Below are 16,127 nucleotides of genomic sequence, written 5' to 3' on the forward strand. Positions count from 1 at the left end.
GAAATGAGGAGCTTCCGATGAAGATCGGCATGATTACGGACAGCCTCGGCGACCTCTCATTCGACGAGATGTTAGCCGCCTCCGCCGAGCTTGGGCTTCAGACATTGGAGTTCGCGTGCGGAAACTGGTCGTCGGCGCCCCATATCGACCTGCAAGCCATGCTCGCGAGCGCTGCCGCGCGCAAGGAGTTCGTCGCCAAGATCCGGGATCACGGGCTGACGATTGCAGCGCTCAATTGCTCGGGCAACCCACTGCACCCGGGCCCCCAGGGGAAACTCCATCATGGTGTGACACAGGACACCATTCGCTTGGCCGGCCTGATGGAGATCGACCGTGTCGTCATGATGTCAGGCTTGCCGGGCGGACCGGGCGACGCCAACCCGAACTGGATCATCACCGATTGGCCGCCGGAATGCCTCAAGATCCAGCGCTATCAGTGGGAGGAGCGGATCATTCCCTACTGGCGCGACCTCGTGGCGTTTTCAAAGAACCTTGGCATTCACAAGCTATGCCTGGAACTGCATGGCCATCAGGCCGTGTACAATGTCCAGACATTGTTCAAGCTGCGTGACGCTGTCGGAGAGACGGTCGGGGCCAACTATGATCCCAGTCACTCGCTGTGGATGGGGGCGGATCCGATTGCCGGCATTCGCACGCTCGGCTCGGCCATCTACTATGTCCACGCCAAGGATACCCGGGTCGAGCCCATCGTCGCAGCCATCGACGGCACGCTGGACCCGCGCCCACCACAACTCTATGCCGAACGAGCGTGGAATTACATCACACTAGGATACGGTCACGGTGAGACCTGGTGGCGGCAGTTCTGTACCGCTCTCAAGCAGGTTGGCTACGACGACGTCTTGTCAATTGAGCACGAGGACATGATGCTGACCCCGATGGAAGGTATGCGAAAATCCGTTGCGCTGCTGCGCAACGTCGCAATCAACCTGTCTTAATCGGCGACTTGGCGAAGTTGGCTGCAAGCGCATCGGGCGCGCCCGCGTCATTGGAGCTGACCGCGATGGCAGCCCGGGTTGGATGGCTTGCCGAACGCAATGCCGCGACTGAATACGTCATCCTTGGCCACGGGGTCACTGCCGGTGTGGACAATGAACGGCACGCCGCGAGCTACGAGCGTCTTTGCCAAGGCGGAGCATTCTCCGTCCTTCAACGAGACATCCAGCACGGCGGCGTCTGGTCGGGCTGCCGCCAAAAAGGTTTCACCTTCCGCACATGACGCCAGCACAACCGCGTTGAAGCCACCGTCATTCAGCGCGGCCTCGATATCGAAAGCGATAAGGGCCTCATCTTCCAGGATGAGGACGACGGGTTTTTCCGAAGGCATCCGTATCAGGCAGGCAGGGGTTGGCTAATCGAGTTCTGCACAGTCTTTGGTTGCCATTTTTCCCGTATGCCCCCCATAACAAATGGTGGTATCCAGTCGCAGACAAGGAAGATGATGGTCGTTTCCAGCCGAGCGCGGCTGCGGAAGCCATCGGGCCAATGCACGTCGGGAGTAATCGCCGACCGCTCCGGCAGGGGATCGCTTGCACCAGCCTTGCAGGCGCGCGGATCGGGCCAATGACAATTGCCGCGTTGAGGCCGCTCCGGCAGTGCTCGGCTCCCGGCGACCTCATGCGTGACCGAAGCGGCACGATCCCTTACCGCGCCGGAATCGAGGCGGCAAGGGCAGCAAAATTGGACAGCACTGCCAAAGCACGCCGCACTGGCTTCACCTCAGGCTGCTTTCCTGATGACTGCCTTGAACGGGTGATCCATGGTGAAGGCGTCTGGACGCACCCCCCGTTCAACCTGGCCCCATGTCACAGGGTGTGCGATGGGAAATCCGAGGCGTGCTCGTGGAGAGAACGCGCCCACGGCCGTGTTGCCTCTCCCGTTGCGAAGGTAATCGATGAAAATACGTCCCGTTCTTGCCGCCGGGGCAGCAGACAGGAGGTAGCGGTGGGGATGAGCGTCAGCGAGGCACCGGGCAAGCGATTTGGCGAGTTGCCGGGCGTTGTCGTGGGTCATCTTTGTCTCAAGAGGGGCCATCAAATGGATGCCCTTGCCACCGGTGACCTTGGCCCAACTCTTCAGACCTGAAGCCTCTAGGATGTCACGTAGCGCCAGCGCCGCTTCGATCACCTGCTCCCACTCGACGCCCTCGCCAGGGTCGAGGTCCAGCACGACGCGGTCGGCCCGCTCGATGTCGTCGATGGTGGCGTTCCACGGATGAAGTTCGATAGCATCCATCTCGACCAGCCCGAGTAAACCGGCGAGATCATCCACCCACACCCGCACGCCCTCCCCACCCTCGCGCTTCTGGACGCGCAGCTGATGCACGGCGCCCGGCACATCGGGCAAGGGACCCTTGTGATAGAACGTGGTCCCGCTCGCGTGGCGGACCAGCTTCAGTGGTCGGTGGCCGAGATGGACCAGCGCTTGCTCGGCAACCTGTCCCCAGTAGTGCATAAGGGCTTCTTTGGAAGGCGAGATCGCGTCCGGCAGCAGCTGAAGAACGTTCTCACGGGGAACTGCGTCTCCCTCGGCCCTGTTCCGCCGCTTCGACGGGGCGAGCGGCTTTGCGGGCATCGTGACGAGATCTTCGCGAAGGCCTTTGAATACTGCTTCGCGCAAGATGCCGCGGTCGGTGACGCCGCTGAACTGCACCTCGGCCAGAACGTCCGGCCTAACCCAGGTGGCCTTGGGCTTGTCGATCGGCTCCGACAATGGCGGCTTGTCGACAATCAGCGAGTCCAGTCGCTCCCGGAGCTGTCGCGCGATGCTCAAGCTGTAGCCGCTCTGGGCTTTGCCGGCATAAAGCAGCCGGTCGCCTTCACGCCTGCCGATGTAGAGCGAGGCGATCCGGCGCGGTTGAGCGCCAAGCTTCTCGACGAAAGCCACGACAGGAAAGGTGTCGCTCTTGATGCATTTGACCTTGACCCAGCTTGTCTGAACGCCGGAGCGATAGGGGGAATCGGCAAGCTTTGACACTATGCCTTCCAAGCCCATACGGCAGGCGTGGGCGAACATATCCATGCCGCTCACCTCGAGATGTTCTGCATAGGTTAGCGTCGGCGCTGAACCCATGAGCAGCTTCTCCAAGGCCGCCTTGCGCTTCAAAAGCGGCTGCTGCCGAAGATCGCTGCCGTTGAGATGAAGCAGGTCGAACGCATAGAAGATGAGCCTCGGCGAGGCCGGATTGCCTAGCTCCCGTTCCAAGGCCTGGTAGTCAGGGAGCCCGGTCTCGCCAAGAACGACAGCCTCGCCATCAATGATCGCGGACTTTGCCGGTAGGCTCGCGGCGGTCTCAACGATTCGCTTATACCGATGTGACCAATCGTAACCCCGGCGCGTGAAGGCTCGCGCTGTTGCACCCTCCACAATGAGTTGGGTCCGGTAGCCGTCATACTTGATCTCGTGAAACCAGCTGCCGCCGTCAGGAGCTTTCTCGACCAGCGTTGGCGATTGGAACTCGATGAATGACAGGCGGTATTCGGTCTTGCTCATGCGCACGCGAACTCCTGGAATCGGAGTCAAAACGTGGGACCGCGATGAGTTCCGATAATTTTAGCGAAATTGCATATATCCGGGATGGCGATGTGCCTGCTGACAGACACGTCGCGCGTCTATCCCTATCCTCACAGTTTAACCCAAGGCGCTTTGTACCGTGCGATAGGTCGTGGTAGACCATCCCAGAAGCGGATCAGTTGATCTGAAAAGCTGTTGACGTTGTGGTCTCAGATGCCGTGGCTGCCGCCGCCTCGTCCAGCTCTCGCCGGTTTTCATCCTATTCGTCGCCGGACTGGCGCGTCGGCTCCGCGGCGATGTAGCGACCCCGAACAAGCCTGCCGGGCAGGGCACGCGCGGCCCCTTGTCGCGCAGGGCCTTTTAACGGTCCAGAAGTGTTCATCGCTTATAGCGATCTCATGAAACTGCTGCGACATTTTGCCGAACCGACCGGTCGTCTCTTCCTGATGCGAACGGCTTTGCCCGTCATTGGGCTGACACTGCTCATTGCAGCAGCCGCGACAGGTCTATTGCTTTGGTCCACGATCCAGACTGACCACGTTGCCGCGGCGCGGCAGAAAAGTCTGGTTGGACTGATCACGTCCAAGCTGGAGAGCGCAGTAGCGCACGACCAGGAGAGCGTCACGGTTTGGGACGACGCGGTCAACGCACTGCGCAGCGGCGATGCGAAATGGCTCGATACCAATCTCGGCAGCTGGATGCACACCTATTTCGGTCACGACCAGGCTTATATTCTCGATGCCAATGATGCGCCGGTCTACGCGTTCACCGATGGGTCGACAGCTGACCCGGGCAGCTACCGCGCCATACGCGCGACCACCACGCCCCTGGTCCAGACTTTGAGGGCAAGGTTGAAACGAGGCGATACCGAAGGTGTGACGGAACAGGTGCTCACCATAGGCGCCTCCGATCTGGCCGTTGTCGCCGGCCATCCCGCGGTCGTCAGCATCAAGCCCGTGGTTTCCGACAGTGGCCGCATCGCGCAGGTGCCAGGCCAGGAATTCCTGCATGTGGCCGTTCGCTATCTCGACGGCAGTTTTCTCACCGCCTTGCGCCAAGACTATCTGCTCGATGGCGCGCGGTTCTCCTGGGCCGATGAGCTTGCGTCCGGAGAGGCTTCCTATCCCGTTGTCGACCGATCTGGAACTATCGGCTTCTTCGTTTGGCGGCCGTACCGGCCCGGAGCATTTGTCCTCTTTCAACTCGTGCCCGTTCTCGTCCCCTTGTTCGGCCTGGTGCTGGCGGGCGTCATCATGGCCCTCGTCGGCTTTCGCAGGCGGACACTAAAGCTGATCGAAACCGAGGATCGGATCTACCACCTCGCTCATAACGATCTGCTTACCGCGCTGCCCAATCGCGGTCAGTTCAACGAGCGTCTGGCAGATGCATTGGCGCGCCTGCCGTCGACGGGCGAGCAGCTCGCGGTTCTTTACCTCGACCTCGACCGCTTCAAGCAGGTCAACGACAGCTTTGGCCATCCAGCGGGTGACGAATTGCTCAGGGAATTCGCCGACCGGCTAAGGCGGCTGACGACTGAAGGAGACACGGTGGCGCGTCTGAGCGGCGATGAATTCGTCATCATTCAGCGTTCGGTCGGCGGCGAGGATGAGGTCAAGGCGCTGTGCGAGCACTTGATCGAGTCCGCCCGTCGGCCGTTTCAGGTCGCCGGGATCCAAGTCTTTGTCGGCGTGAGTGTCGGCGTGGCGGTTGCACCCAAGGACGGGTTGGACACGGTCGAGTTGGTGCGGAAAGCCGACGTGGCGCTCTACCATGCCAAAGCGGGGGGCCGCAGCAGCTACGCCTTCTTTGGGCATGAGATGGATCGGACGCTGGCGATGCGCAAAGGCATGGAACAAGACCTGCGCAACGCGCTGGATGCAACCGGTCGGATCCAGGTCCACTATCAGCCCCTATACGACGCTGACACAAACCGGATGACGGGTGTCGAAGCGCTGGCCCGCTGGTCTGATCCGGAGCGGGGCTGGGTTGCACCGGATTTGTTCATACCGCTATCGGAGGAAACCGGTCTGATTGAAAAGCTTGGCGAACTGGTTCTCAGGCAGGCGTGCCTTGACGCGGCGGACTGGCCCATCGAGACCTTGGCGGTGAATGTGTCGGCCCTGCAGCTGAATAATCCCAGTTTCGCCATGCGGGTGACCAGTATCTTGTTGGAGACGCACATGGACCCGCGGCGGCTCGAAATCGAAGTTACCGAAAGCGCTCTGTCGGAGCGCCGGAGCGAATGCCGAAACAACATCGAGGCTCTGCGCAGCATCGGGGTGCGCTTTGCACTCGACGATTTCGGCACCGGCTTCTCCTCCTTGGGAAGACTGCAGACGCTGGAAGTCGACAGGATCAAGATCGACCGAAGCTTCGTGCAGGGCTTTGGTCGTTCCAACGGTGACGAGGCCATCGTTCAGGCGATTATCAACCTGGCCCGTGCGACGGGACTTAGTACAACTGCCGAAGGGGTCGAGACCGAAAGCCAATGCGATTACCTGCGCGAGCTCGGCTGTGACCAGCTCCAAGGCTTTCTACTGTCGAGGCCACTGCCCAAGGGGGAGCTTCAAGAGCTTCTCGGGGTCGTGTCAGCGCGCGCCTCTGCATAGGAAGCCCAGCCGGGCCGAGCCATAGAAGGCTGACCAACGCGCAGCGCAGCGTTCCGGCAATCGATACGGCACTCCTGGCCGGGGGTAGTCTGTCCCGCGTCCCGCCTGCGGCGGCGCCATGCTGACGCTCCTTAGGCTACCCTTTTAACCGGTCTCGTCGTTGCAGTCGGTCCCGCGTCGCGCCTGCGGCGCCGCAAGGGCTGACGCTCCTACGGCTGCCCCTTGCATCAGTTGGCCGCTGGCGAGCCCGAGGTGACCGACCTCGCTGGACGCCGCTGGCAGCGCGTAGCCGATCCGTTGAACTTGAGGAGCGGCCGAGGAGTCGGTGCTGCGCATTGGCGACGGGACAACGAGGTTGCTGACGTTCTGCATGGTTCGACACAGAAGCGAGCCGCCTGTCTCTAAAAACGCAATTCGGCTGGCCGCCATGTAACCGACCCTCAGCAGCCCTGGACCTTCAGTGATTTGACCATGCGAATGATAAGCGGATCATAAGGGACCTTCTCGGTGCGAGCATAGTTGACGGTAAACAATGCAGCTCTGTTCCGGCAAATCTTGATAGCCCGGACATAAAGGATCTGGCCCTCCTTCACTCCTGAATAGCTGGCCCATTGCGGCGTCACTCGCTTATAGGTCACCTTCCAGCCGTCGTTCTCGTTCACGGCAATGCGATGCTCGATCTCGGTGCGAAAGCTTGCCTTGCCGAGTTGCGCCCCCCAGACGGCAAGAAATGCTTTGTGTCGGCCTTCGAAGGCTGCCCCTTGATCGGTGCGTTGGGCAAGTACAAACCCCGGGGGAACGTCGAATACGAACCCGAGATGCTTGATGCCAAAGCCCTCCCATTGCGCCGCACCCAGCAGTGTTGTGGGGATCATCATGGCGCCCAAACTGAGCAGAAAAAGGGGGAGACGTTTCATGGGTGTAATCCTGTCGTCGTGTGGCCTGCGCCTGACAGCGCAGGCCGGCCTGGCGGAGGGCAGCCACCCGCGGCTCCAAAGCCAGCGGACCTTTTCAAATCTGACTTGGCGCTCTTTGTTCCATTAGGAATCAAGAATATGCCGGGCACCCGCGTCGGGGCCTAATGGCGCGCGCCAGTTACAGGTAGCGCTGCCGGCCGGCACCGGCAGCGGCCGGGTTGCCGCGCTGCGCCAAGGTGACCGCTCCAGGAGCCACGGATCGCGCCTCGACGAAAACGGACATATCCACACTGTGTGCGTTGCTGACGAGAAGTGCTGCCGAAATCATTGGTCATCGCTGCCGCTTGCGTGCTGCGCCCGGCAAGGGAAGCGGCGCCGCGGTCTCGTCTGCCTCGCAAACCCGGCACAAATGCGCATCACGCCCGCGCCCTTGCCTGCCTTGCTCTTCGCGGCCTCCGGTCCCTGTCCAGAGAATATTGGGCGGACTCGAAACAGGGAGCGCGACAAGGTGCGCGAGCGAAGATGGAAAAAGTAAAGCTTGAAGAGCTGAAGGACAAGGTGCCCTGCGCCGCCGTGCTTGAGCACGCGGGCTTCGCCCTCGATCTCAAGGAAAGCACGCGCAAGGCGATGAAATATCGCCGCGACGCATCAATAATCATTGTTATCCACGAGGGCAAGGGCTGGTTCGACCCGCTCTCGGATGCCAAGGGAGATGTCTTCGGGCTGCTTGAGCATCTCGAGGGCATTCCCTTCGTCACGGCGATCAACGAAGTCGCGGACCTCGTTGGTATCGCGGTTACCGCGCCGGTGTGGCAGCGCAGCTTCCGTCAGCGGCAGCCCGAACTGTCGATAGCGGCTCGCTGGCAGGCCCGGCGCAAGCCATGGCTCGGATCGGCGACTTGGCGCTACCTGCGAGACGGTCGCCATCTCCCCGAGCCGATTCTGCGCGCCGCGGTTATGGCCGGTCTCCTGCGCGAGGGGCCGCATGGCAGCATGTGGGCGGCGCACACTGATGCAGATGGCTCCGTCACCGGCTGGGAAGAACGTGGACTGCACTGGCGCGGCTTTGCCACCGCCGGTGCCAAGGTACTGTTCCGCTTCGGCCGCCCGGAGGCGTCCCGCCTCTGCGTCACCGAGGCGGCCATCGACGCCCTAAGTCTCGCTGCGCTGGAACAGCTTCGTCCCGACACTCTGTACCTCAGCACGGCCGGTGGCTGGTCGCCGGGTACGCACGCAGCGATCCACGCGCTTGCTGTCAGGGCAGGTGTCCAACTCGTCGCCGCCACCGACAACAATGCCCAGGGCGAGATCTATGCCGGCAGGGTTCTAGCGCTCGCCGAGGCGATCGGATGCAGCGCCGAGCGGCTGCGCCCAGAATTAGACGACTGGAATGCCGACCTGACATGAAGGCGCAAAAGGATGGGGAGGAGCGGTCTTGACCCCTCCGGTCGCGGTGGCAGCCGCAGGAAGCTGTCCGGAAGGGCTGAAGAAGATGGTGAGCCATAGGGGATGTGCCTGCATGAAGCCGGCCATGAGCCGCGGAGTGGTCGCGATCCGGGTCCGCCGCACTTGCTCGCCAGGCCCAGCTCTGCGCTCCACCGCCATCGAGCGCCCCGAGATCGGTGCGGGTCTTCGACCGGCCCGGCGACTATGTCGAACTCGTTCATATCGGCCCCGCGTCGCGCAGCCGCCAAGCATGGCTCTTGCAGCTTGGCTATCCGATTGGGTGACCAAAGCGTCTCGTCGGGTTAAGCCGCGCCGTCGAGGCGGAGTTGCGGGGCCCGTTCACACCCTTCCTGGCGGAGCGGCAGCCGGAGATTGACGCGTTGCCGCGGCTAGCTGGCGCGGCGGACAAGCAATCGCCAACAGTTGTCGACCTGCAGGGCGAGGCGGGGATATCTGCGAGCAGGTGGAGCGATGCAGTTGTTCGCGCGAGACCTGGCGCGCTGCCGGCGATACCGCATCCGGCAAGCACACCGGCACCGTCTTGGTAAGGGTGCTCGCGGCACGATGGGACAGGTCCAGCCCGCTGGTCAGGCACATGGTCTTGAGCGCCTGTCCTTCCCTTTCCGTTTCGATAACTAGGCCCGTGCCGGTCCTCCCCGGGCTTGAAGCGGTCCTGAACCGGCGGTCGTTCACTTCAAGGCCGCGTTCCGCGCCGCGCGGCGGCCGGAGCGATCCAGTCTCGGCATAGCAGCCCCGCGTCCCGCGCGAGGGCTGGGAAGGAGCCCTGCTTGGCCGCAAACCTGCCCTGCTCGCCTCGGTCCACCCGGACCTTGAAGCGAACGCCGCTCGGCCGGTTCTGTGGGTCCGCGCCCGAGGGCGGGCCGGCACGGAGCCGGTCTGCGCTTCGGAAACCGAAGAAAGGATGTGTCATGATCAAGAAAGCTGCCAATCCTCGCTCTACCGCTCGCGTGGTGCCGCTGCGCAAGGCAACCACCTTGCAGATGGTGCGGTTCGCCTGCCCCGATGCCGCGCAGTGCTCTCTCGTTTCCGAGAGCTTCGGCCTGCCTGTCCTCGACAGCGACGGCATCCGCGACCTGCACGAAAAGCTGATCGTCGACACCGCAGCAGCGCTGGACGAGGGGCTTGGCGAGCGCGCCATGCAGATCCACCTGCAGCGCGTCGTCGGGGCCTTCGTCGGGTCCGCCTACGGCGCCGGCCAGTTCTACAGCCGAGCGGTCTCCCAAGCTCGCGACGCAACCGCCAAGTCCGCCTGTGACGATCGGGACCAAGATGTCGGTGGTCCCGTTGGTTTCGACAGCGCCGCCCAGCGCCAGCGCGAGTTCGCTGCGGACATGGCACTCCAGGCCCACGCTTTGCGCATGGCCGCCGAGGGGGCCATCATCGCCTATGAGCACGTTGTTGGCGAGGTCTGGAAGCCTTTCGAGCGGTCGGTCGAGAACTCTGGCCCCACAGTCGACCGCAAGGCGGCCGAGCTGCAGATGGCAGCTCTCGGGTAGGCGCCTTCAGGGCGGGGCTCTGCCCCGCTCTTCGCTTGCCGCGCCCCAACTTCTCCCGCCTGCCTCGGCGGGGGAGGTCTACTGAACCCGGGACCCGCCAACTCAACGGATGGTCCTAGGGCGACCCGTTGGCTCGAGTGTTGGTGGCGCATGCGGATTTGCCTCAAGGATCGATAAAGATGGGCCAGGCACTACACAGCCGTTGAGAGATCACGTTGCCGCCGCAATTCCAACGCTGCTCAGCTTGGGTCCGGCAGGTCGCCCGGCCGCGCCAAATGTCCGACAGAATGGCCGCCGCGGTCACGCTGCCGATCCATGGAGCCGCCTTCAGGCCAGTGACATCGGATGCGACCGAGCACTGCCGGCCCGGACTTGAGCAATCCAATCCCGCTCTTTCGTGATGGCTTTCCTGGTGCGGCGCGGTCTTCCACGATCAACCCGCAAGGGGTCCGCTAGCAAGCTGCGGCCGCTCGGCTGTCGCCTCGCGATGATCGCGCCCGCCGCCGCACCCCGACGCAGCCATTGAGCGGGGATTGGCCCGCTCCAAGATGGAGCCCTCAGATGTCGCACGATCTCACTCTTGCCCAGAAGGCCGCCTGGCATCTCGCCCGCACCCTCATGGCCCCAGTCGTTCTCTTCCAGGTCGACGCCGAATTCGGCATCCTGCCCGCCGACGAGCTCGATGACGCAGAGGTCGAAATCCTCTGCGAATACGATCCCTACCGGGGCGGCCGTGCGATTCGCTGAGCCGACCCTTCTTGCGAGACGTATCGAGGCGGCGCCCAGCGCCGCCTCTTTCGCGCCCCGTCTTTCCCGCGGTCCTGGCGCAGCAAGACAGTCAGCGCAACGGCTGCGCCGTCCTTCGCTGGCGCTATGGCCCTGCGGGTGCGCTGCCCGTCTTCCTTCGCCCCCGGCGGACCGTGACGGGGCCGCGATCGGCGCGGCCTCCAAAACCAGAGGTTCAGAGAGATGAGCAGAAAAGGGCCGCGCGTCGACATCTATGCGCGGATCACCGATCGGATTGTCGCCGATCTCGAGAGGGGCGTCCGCCCCTGGATGCAGCCATGGCACTGCGCCACCGCCGTCGGTCGGGTGACCCGACCGGTACGGCATAACGGCATGCCCTACAACGGCATGAACGTGTTGTTGCTGTGGTCAGAGGCAATCGCGCGGGGCTTCTCCAGCCCGATGTGGATGACCTTCAAGCAGGCGCTCGAGCTCGGCGGGGCGGTGCGCAAGGGAGAGTCGGGCACCCTGGTGGTCTTCGCAGGCCGCCTCACCAAGACGCAAATCGACGCCTCGGGCGAGGAGTTCGACCGCGAGATCCCGTTTCTCAAAACCTACAGCGTCTTCAACGCCGGCCAGATCGAGGGTCTGCCCGACCAGCTTTATGAGCGGGTTGAGCCGGTTCGTGAGCCGGTCGAGCATATCGTTCACGCCGACCGCTTCTTTGCCAACACCGGTGCGGTCATCCGACACGGCGGCGATCGCGCTTACTTTTCGCCTGCGACCGACCATATCCAGATGCCGCCGCTCCAAGCCTTCCGCGATGCGGCGGCCTATGTCGCGACGCTCAGCCACGAGGCCACACATTGGACATCGGCGCCGCAACGGGTGAACCGCGACCTCAGCCGGTATGCCAAGGATCGCAGCGAGCGGGCGCGGGAGGAGCTCATTGCCGAACTTGGCAGCTGCTTCCTTTGCGCGGATCTGGGCATCGCGCCGGAACTCGAGCCGCGGCCGGATCACGCGAGCTATCTCGCCTCCTGGCTTCAGGTCCTTGCCAGCGACAAGCGGGCGATCTTTTCCGCTGCCGGTCATGCACAGCGAGCCGTCGCCTTCCTGCACGATCTTCAGCCCGCGCCCTCAATGCCACCGGACTGAGCCATCGCTTCGTGGCCCCTCCGAGATACCCGCATTATCACGGTCACACTTGCCGGGCCTCAGGATCGCGCCTGGATATTGGACATAGCATCGCCAGCGGCGGTTTTGGCCTCGCCGAGGGTCCTCTGCTCCACGCAGTTACCAGAGGAGCGTCCACTACGGCCTTTCTTGGTGGCGTATCTCACACCGCGTCCAGCTGCTGCGCAGCCCGACTTCGATCCCGCAACAGCCATGCCGACCTTCTTCCCCGCCGTGCTGCGCGCGGCTTCCTCGCGCGCCAAGAAGCTCGGCGCTGCGCTGCCTTCCACTCGCGTTTTAGCCCTGCGGGTGCGGGCCGGTCGCGTGGTGCCCTGCGATCGCCATCAAGGCCGCGATGGTCGCGACCTGATACAGCAAGGAGAAAACCCATGGCTCAGATCGGCACTTTCACTCGCAACGAAGACGGCTCGTTTGTCGGAGTTATCAAGACGCTCAACCTCAACATCAAGGCCCGCCTGATCGAGGCCGAGAAGGAAAGCGATAAGTCGCCCGACCTTCGGGCCCTCGCAGGGACCATCGAGATTGGCGCCGGCTGGAAGAAGGCAGCCAAGGAAACCGGCCGAGAATACCACTCCGTCAAGCTTGATGATCCAAGCTTCCCCGCTCCGATCTACGCGAGCCTGGTCGAGAATGACGAGGGATACGCTCTCATATGGTCGCGCTGAGGCGGCCACGCATTGGACGCGGCGCTCCCCCGGGGCGCCGCGATCCTGCGAAGGGACAAGGCGAGAACTCCGGCGGCGAAAGCTCGACCGCAAGCCTGCTCATCCGACGGGTCGCGAGCCCTTTGTCGGCGAAGGGTCACCCACGGCGCTCAAGCCAACAGGGTCCCCGACGATCCCGGGGCGTCAGACGATCGTCGCTTCAGCGGCCCAATGCGCCAACCTGTTGGGGACAAGGAGGGGCAGGTTTTCGCTGTTCCGTTCTCGATGGCCTGGCACCGGCAACCGACCGCGCAGCGCCCGCCGAACAGGCCGGGCGCTTGGCGCAAAGGCGAGGCATGAGGTCATTTGGAATTGGGCGCAGCATCGATGCGCCACGCCTGCCTGCTTACTTCGTGCCAGGGGTCGTGATGATCATCTGTGATGCCTTGCCGGCAAACGGCACCGGCTGGCACGCCGGATCGGGCGCACCTGCCGGGGATACCTCATGGGGATTGCCCGAATATCCCCGATTGGACTTTTGCGCGGCCAGCCGCGACAGCGCCGCAGCTGCTTGCAGGCAATCGTCGAAAAACTCGACTTTCTGACGCCCACGTGTGCCGATGCGGCCCCATTGCCGTACAAGGGACACGTCACCGAACAGCGTGGGTTGCAATGCCATGACATAGTACCGCGCCATGTTGCGGGCACTGTCTATGCGCCGCAGGAACAGTGGATGGGTCGCGTGCTTCATGCATCGGATTATCTGCGTTCGCCCAAATACCGTCCAATGCATTTTCTGAATCGGTGGTTCGAGACCGATTCAAAACTTTGATCGAATAGCGGGCTTTCGGGCCGGGCCAGTTGCGGCCGGCATGAGCACGTTGCCGCCGGCCGGGAATCGGGGACAGGGCGCGGCGATCGCATCATCGATCGCCCGGATCGTCTCCGGCATTTGCGCCGGCGAGACCCTCGACAAGGTTCAACAGGCCTGATGCCGACGAAGCCGGCATATCAAGCACACGCAAAATCAGTTTCAGCTTATCGTCAGCTTCTTGCCGGTTCTGGCCGAAAAAATGCGGGGCAGCAAAATGGATCATTTCGATCGGTGAGCAGTCGAGAATCTCGCAAACATGGATGAGTCTCGTCGCATGCAGCTTCGAAAAGGCCCGCTCATAGCGTGCAAAGATAGTCTCATGCAGGCCGACCATGGTTCCCATCTGGGCGCGATTGAGCCTTCTGGCTTCGCGGCGTTCGCGCACAAACCGACCGAAGGCCTTCTCCATATCGCCGAAGCTCCGTACGCCTTCGAAGCCGGGTTTCCTGTAGACCGGCTTTTCGGATTCGGCGTCTTCCGTTTCGGTGAGTGCGTGCTCGTGAATGTATTTCTGAAGGTCCTTGATTGCCATTTCGAGGGCTTTTGCCAGCTCCTGTGCGTGTCGAGAAAGCACATCGATAGGACGTGCCTTTCCACCTCAAATTGCCCGATGTGAGAAAAATCAGAGCCAACTTGACCGCGAGTCTAGCAGGGGAGGGGTCTGACATCAAATTCCGCGATCCGCCAGGGAAGAACCACGTGGCTGGAGTTATAGGCCTAGCTCGTCCAAATACTTGACGATCGCCGCTTCCACGATTGCCTGCATCGTTGTGTCGTCATGGAAGGCTGCCAGTTTCAAGCGGCGCTTGGTTGGCCGGTCGAGGTTCACATTGACAAAGCAGCTTTGCCCCTTGACGCGCTCTCGTTTCATCCGGCGCAAGGCTTTTCTGGCCTCCTGTCGAAGGTCGCTCCGGTTCGGCGACGTGCGGTCTGAGTTAGGGTCAGTGCTGACTAGATCCGACGCACGATCTTCATCACCTCTCACCGCTTGCTTCCTGGCAGCGAGCGCGAACTCGTCGAGCGACAGGGTTTCCCTGCCGCTCATCAAGCGGGCCCCGCTTCTGCGCCGGAGCTCAGCAGTGCATCGATTTCGCTCACGATCTCTTGGGTCTCGCGCCGCGCTTTGGCGACAGCCTCGGACAGCGTCTGCATCTGGAGAGTGCCGATGCCGTTTTGAATGTCCTTGTAGACGTTACGCTCCATAACCTCGGTACGAAACAGATAGGTTCCGACCTTGTCCTCGATGATTGGCCTAATCTTGCGGTAGAGCTCTGTCTGGCGAACCGTCATCGAGATGCGGGTTCGCAAAACACCATGCCGGCATGCGCTGGCGCGAGCCTCGTTGATCCTGAGTACGGAGTGAAAGCAGTCGATCGCGCCAAGGACCTCGCGTTTAGACGGCTGCACAGGAGATATCACCAGGTCGGACCAACCAATCACCGGATCGATCGTAGAAATATCCTCTCCAGGCGTGTCGATGAGGAGGTAATCGAAACGGTGGCCATGGCGCTCAACGAACGCGTCCAAGGACTTGGCGGTCTTGTGGCTGAAAACGCTGATGCCTTCCGGCTGCGCGTTCTTGTCGTGGCACTCGCTCCACCATTTGGTCAGATTGCTTCTCCCGTCCATGTCGACCATGGCCACGGCTGAACCGCGCAGTGCGTACTCGCCAGCAATGTTCATCAAGGCGGTGGTCTTGCCGGCGCCCCCCTTGCCATTGATGGCGGAGATCACGACAGGCATGAGCGAGCTCTCCTCATAAACGTGTGTTCCTACATCCACTTGAATCCAGATCTGTTCGAAAGTGGATCAGTGGACAGATGGATTTCCATCAATATAGAAAAACATAGTCAAAACTACAAGAAAAATCAGTTCAATTGCGGTAAACAGGAAAATTCGATGTCAAAGCGGTTGGCAGGATACGCAAAAACGTGATACGTTTTTTCTGACGATCGAGGGACTGGCCCTCGATCCGCGGCTTCGGCCGCGAACAAGGCAGAAGCGTAATGACGAGAGCCGGCGCAGCTATCGCAAGACGGCCGCCGAGGCGGGAGAGGGTCGCACATATCCGGTTCGCCCCGGATGAGCTTGCCGTCATGAAATCGGCCGCGAATGGCGCCGGCATGTCAGTGTCCGCCTTCATCCGCACACTCGCCTGCGAGGGTGCGGGCATCCGCCCGTTTCTCAATGATGCCGATCGCGCGATCCTACAACTCCTCGCCGCGGATCTGAGTGCTGTTGCCAATGGCCTCAATCAAGCCGTACGCGCGCTCAACACGGGGCGGTTAAGCACGGTTTCGGATATCGCCGCAGCTGCCGATGATGCCCGCGCAATTTCATTGACGGTCGCTGCAGAGCTGTCCCAGATGACGAAACGCGCCGGCGCGGCGCGGCGCTCGGGGGCTGGCTAATGGAATTTTTCCTGGGGGCTTTCGAACGGGAGTGGGAACGGCGTCGCGCAGCGCTGCTTCATGAAATGCAGCGGGGGCGCGACGCGCATGAATGTGACTGGCGGCGAAGGGGCGGGGTGGCGTTGGCACCAGACGAAACGGTAAAGCGAGGGGACAGGGCGCGCGCCGGCCACAATGCCAGCGCGCGTTCCTGTCGCACCGGAGCTGTCGCGCCGAACCGATCGATGCGTCAACGGTTCACAGCCGTGGCTCAAG

14 protein-coding genes and 1 pseudogene are annotated in these 16,127 nt (G+C 62.3%); 8 read left to right on the forward strand and 7 right to left on the reverse strand.

Translation table 11 applies throughout. From position 1 onward, the window contains the following. The first annotated feature begins 17 nt into the window (after nt 1-17). A complete protein-coding gene (locus FJ943_RS14560) occupies nt 18-956 on the forward strand; it encodes a sugar phosphate isomerase/epimerase (protein WP_140661273.1) in 939 nt (312 codons plus the stop codon). A 47-nt stretch (nt 957-1,003) separates the two neighbouring features. On the opposite strand, the gene FJ943_RS14565 is transcribed toward FJ943_RS14560, so the two are convergent. Both FJ943_RS14565 and ligD read right to left on the reverse strand, forming a co-directional pair. Next, on the reverse strand, nt 1,004-1,345 hold the full coding sequence (locus FJ943_RS14565) for a response regulator (RefSeq protein ID WP_140620447.1): 342 nt from the start codon (nt 1,343-1,345) through the stop codon (nt 1,004-1,006). A 392-nt stretch (nt 1,346-1,737) separates the two neighbouring features. Next, nucleotides 1,738-3,510, reverse strand: coding sequence for a DNA ligase D (ligD, locus tag FJ943_RS14570; protein ID WP_140722336.1), 1,773 nt, complete (start codon nt 3,508-3,510; stop codon nt 1,738-1,740). A 419-nt stretch (nt 3,511-3,929) separates the two neighbouring features. Between ligD and FJ943_RS14575 the strand changes: the two genes are divergently transcribed. Next, on the forward strand, nt 3,930-6,140 hold the full coding sequence (locus FJ943_RS14575) for an EAL domain-containing protein (RefSeq protein WP_140722339.1): 2,211 nt from the start codon (nt 3,930-3,932) through the stop codon (nt 6,138-6,140). A gap of 440 nt (nt 6,141-6,580) precedes the next feature. On the opposite strand, the gene FJ943_RS14580 is transcribed toward FJ943_RS14575, so the two are convergent. After that, complete coding sequence (locus tag FJ943_RS14580; protein WP_140620442.1) at nt 6,581-7,057, reverse strand: hypothetical protein; 477 nt, start codon at nt 7,055-7,057, stop codon at nt 6,581-6,583. A gap of 522 nt (nt 7,058-7,579) precedes the next feature. On the opposite strand from FJ943_RS14580, the gene FJ943_RS14585 reads away from it, so the two are divergent. The 5 genes from FJ943_RS14585 (at nt 7,580) to FJ943_RS14605 (ending at nt 12,608) form a co-directional block, all read left to right on the forward strand. Further along, the gene (locus tag FJ943_RS14585; RefSeq protein WP_140716091.1) at nt 7,580-8,464 is read left to right on the forward strand and encodes a DUF3991 and toprim domain-containing protein; all 885 of its coding nucleotides are present in this window, start codon (nt 7,580-7,582) and stop codon (nt 8,462-8,464) included. Nucleotides 8,465-9,432: 968 nt separating this feature from the next. After that, a complete protein-coding gene (locus FJ943_RS14590) occupies nt 9,433-10,020 on the forward strand; it encodes a hypothetical protein (RefSeq protein WP_140722342.1) in 588 nt (195 codons plus the stop codon). 561 nt (nt 10,021-10,581) lie between these two features. Further along, nucleotides 10,582-10,767 carry a hypothetical protein gene (locus FJ943_RS14595; protein ID WP_140620436.1) on the forward strand — a complete coding sequence of 62 codons (186 nt, stop codon included), beginning with the start codon at nt 10,582-10,584 and terminating at the stop codon, nt 10,765-10,767. 222 nt (nt 10,768-10,989) lie between these two features. Beyond that, nucleotides 10,990-11,904, forward strand: coding sequence for a zincin-like metallopeptidase domain-containing protein (locus FJ943_RS14600; RefSeq protein WP_140716089.1), 915 nt, complete (start codon nt 10,990-10,992; stop codon nt 11,902-11,904). 407 nt (nt 11,905-12,311) lie between these two features. Then, nucleotides 12,312-12,608 (forward strand): DUF736 domain-containing protein, encoded by a 297-nt coding sequence (locus tag FJ943_RS14605; RefSeq protein ID WP_140716087.1) that lies wholly within the window; start codon nt 12,312-12,314, stop codon nt 12,606-12,608. A 499-nt stretch (nt 12,609-13,107) separates the two neighbouring features. Here the strand turns inward: FJ943_RS14605 and FJ943_RS14610 are convergent. The 4 genes and pseudogenes from FJ943_RS14610 to FJ943_RS14625 all read right to left on the reverse strand — a co-directional run. Next, a pseudogene (locus FJ943_RS14610) lies at nt 13,108-13,338 on the reverse strand (WGR domain-containing protein); the annotation flags it as partial. 172 nt (nt 13,339-13,510) lie between these two features. Beyond that, nucleotides 13,511-13,870 carry a helix-turn-helix transcriptional regulator gene (locus tag FJ943_RS14615; RefSeq protein WP_246671875.1) on the reverse strand — a complete coding sequence of 120 codons (360 nt, stop codon included), beginning with the start codon at nt 13,868-13,870 and terminating at the stop codon, nt 13,511-13,513. A gap of 300 nt (nt 13,871-14,170) precedes the next feature. Continuing rightward, a complete protein-coding gene (locus FJ943_RS14620; RefSeq protein ID WP_140620426.1) occupies nt 14,171-14,506 on the reverse strand; it encodes a hypothetical protein in 336 nt (111 codons plus the stop codon). Further along, entirely contained in the window at nt 14,506-15,204 is a 699-nt protein-coding gene (locus FJ943_RS14625; protein ID WP_140620424.1) for a ParA family protein, read from the reverse strand. Before FJ943_RS14625 ends, FJ943_RS14620 begins: the two co-directional genes overlap by 1 nt. Before the next feature lie 353 nt (nt 15,205-15,557). On the opposite strand from FJ943_RS14625, the gene FJ943_RS14630 reads away from it, so the two are divergent. Then, nucleotides 15,558-15,872 carry a plasmid mobilization relaxosome protein MobC gene (locus FJ943_RS14630; RefSeq protein ID WP_224643191.1) on the forward strand — a complete coding sequence of 105 codons (315 nt, stop codon included), beginning with the start codon at nt 15,558-15,560 and terminating at the stop codon, nt 15,870-15,872. Nucleotides 15,873-16,127 lie beyond the last annotated feature (255 nt).

The sequence above is a fragment of the Mesorhizobium sp. B2-3-10 genome (assembly GCF_006442275.1).
In the GTDB taxonomy this organism is placed as follows: Bacteria; Pseudomonadota; Alphaproteobacteria; order Rhizobiales; family Rhizobiaceae; genus Mesorhizobium; species Mesorhizobium australicum.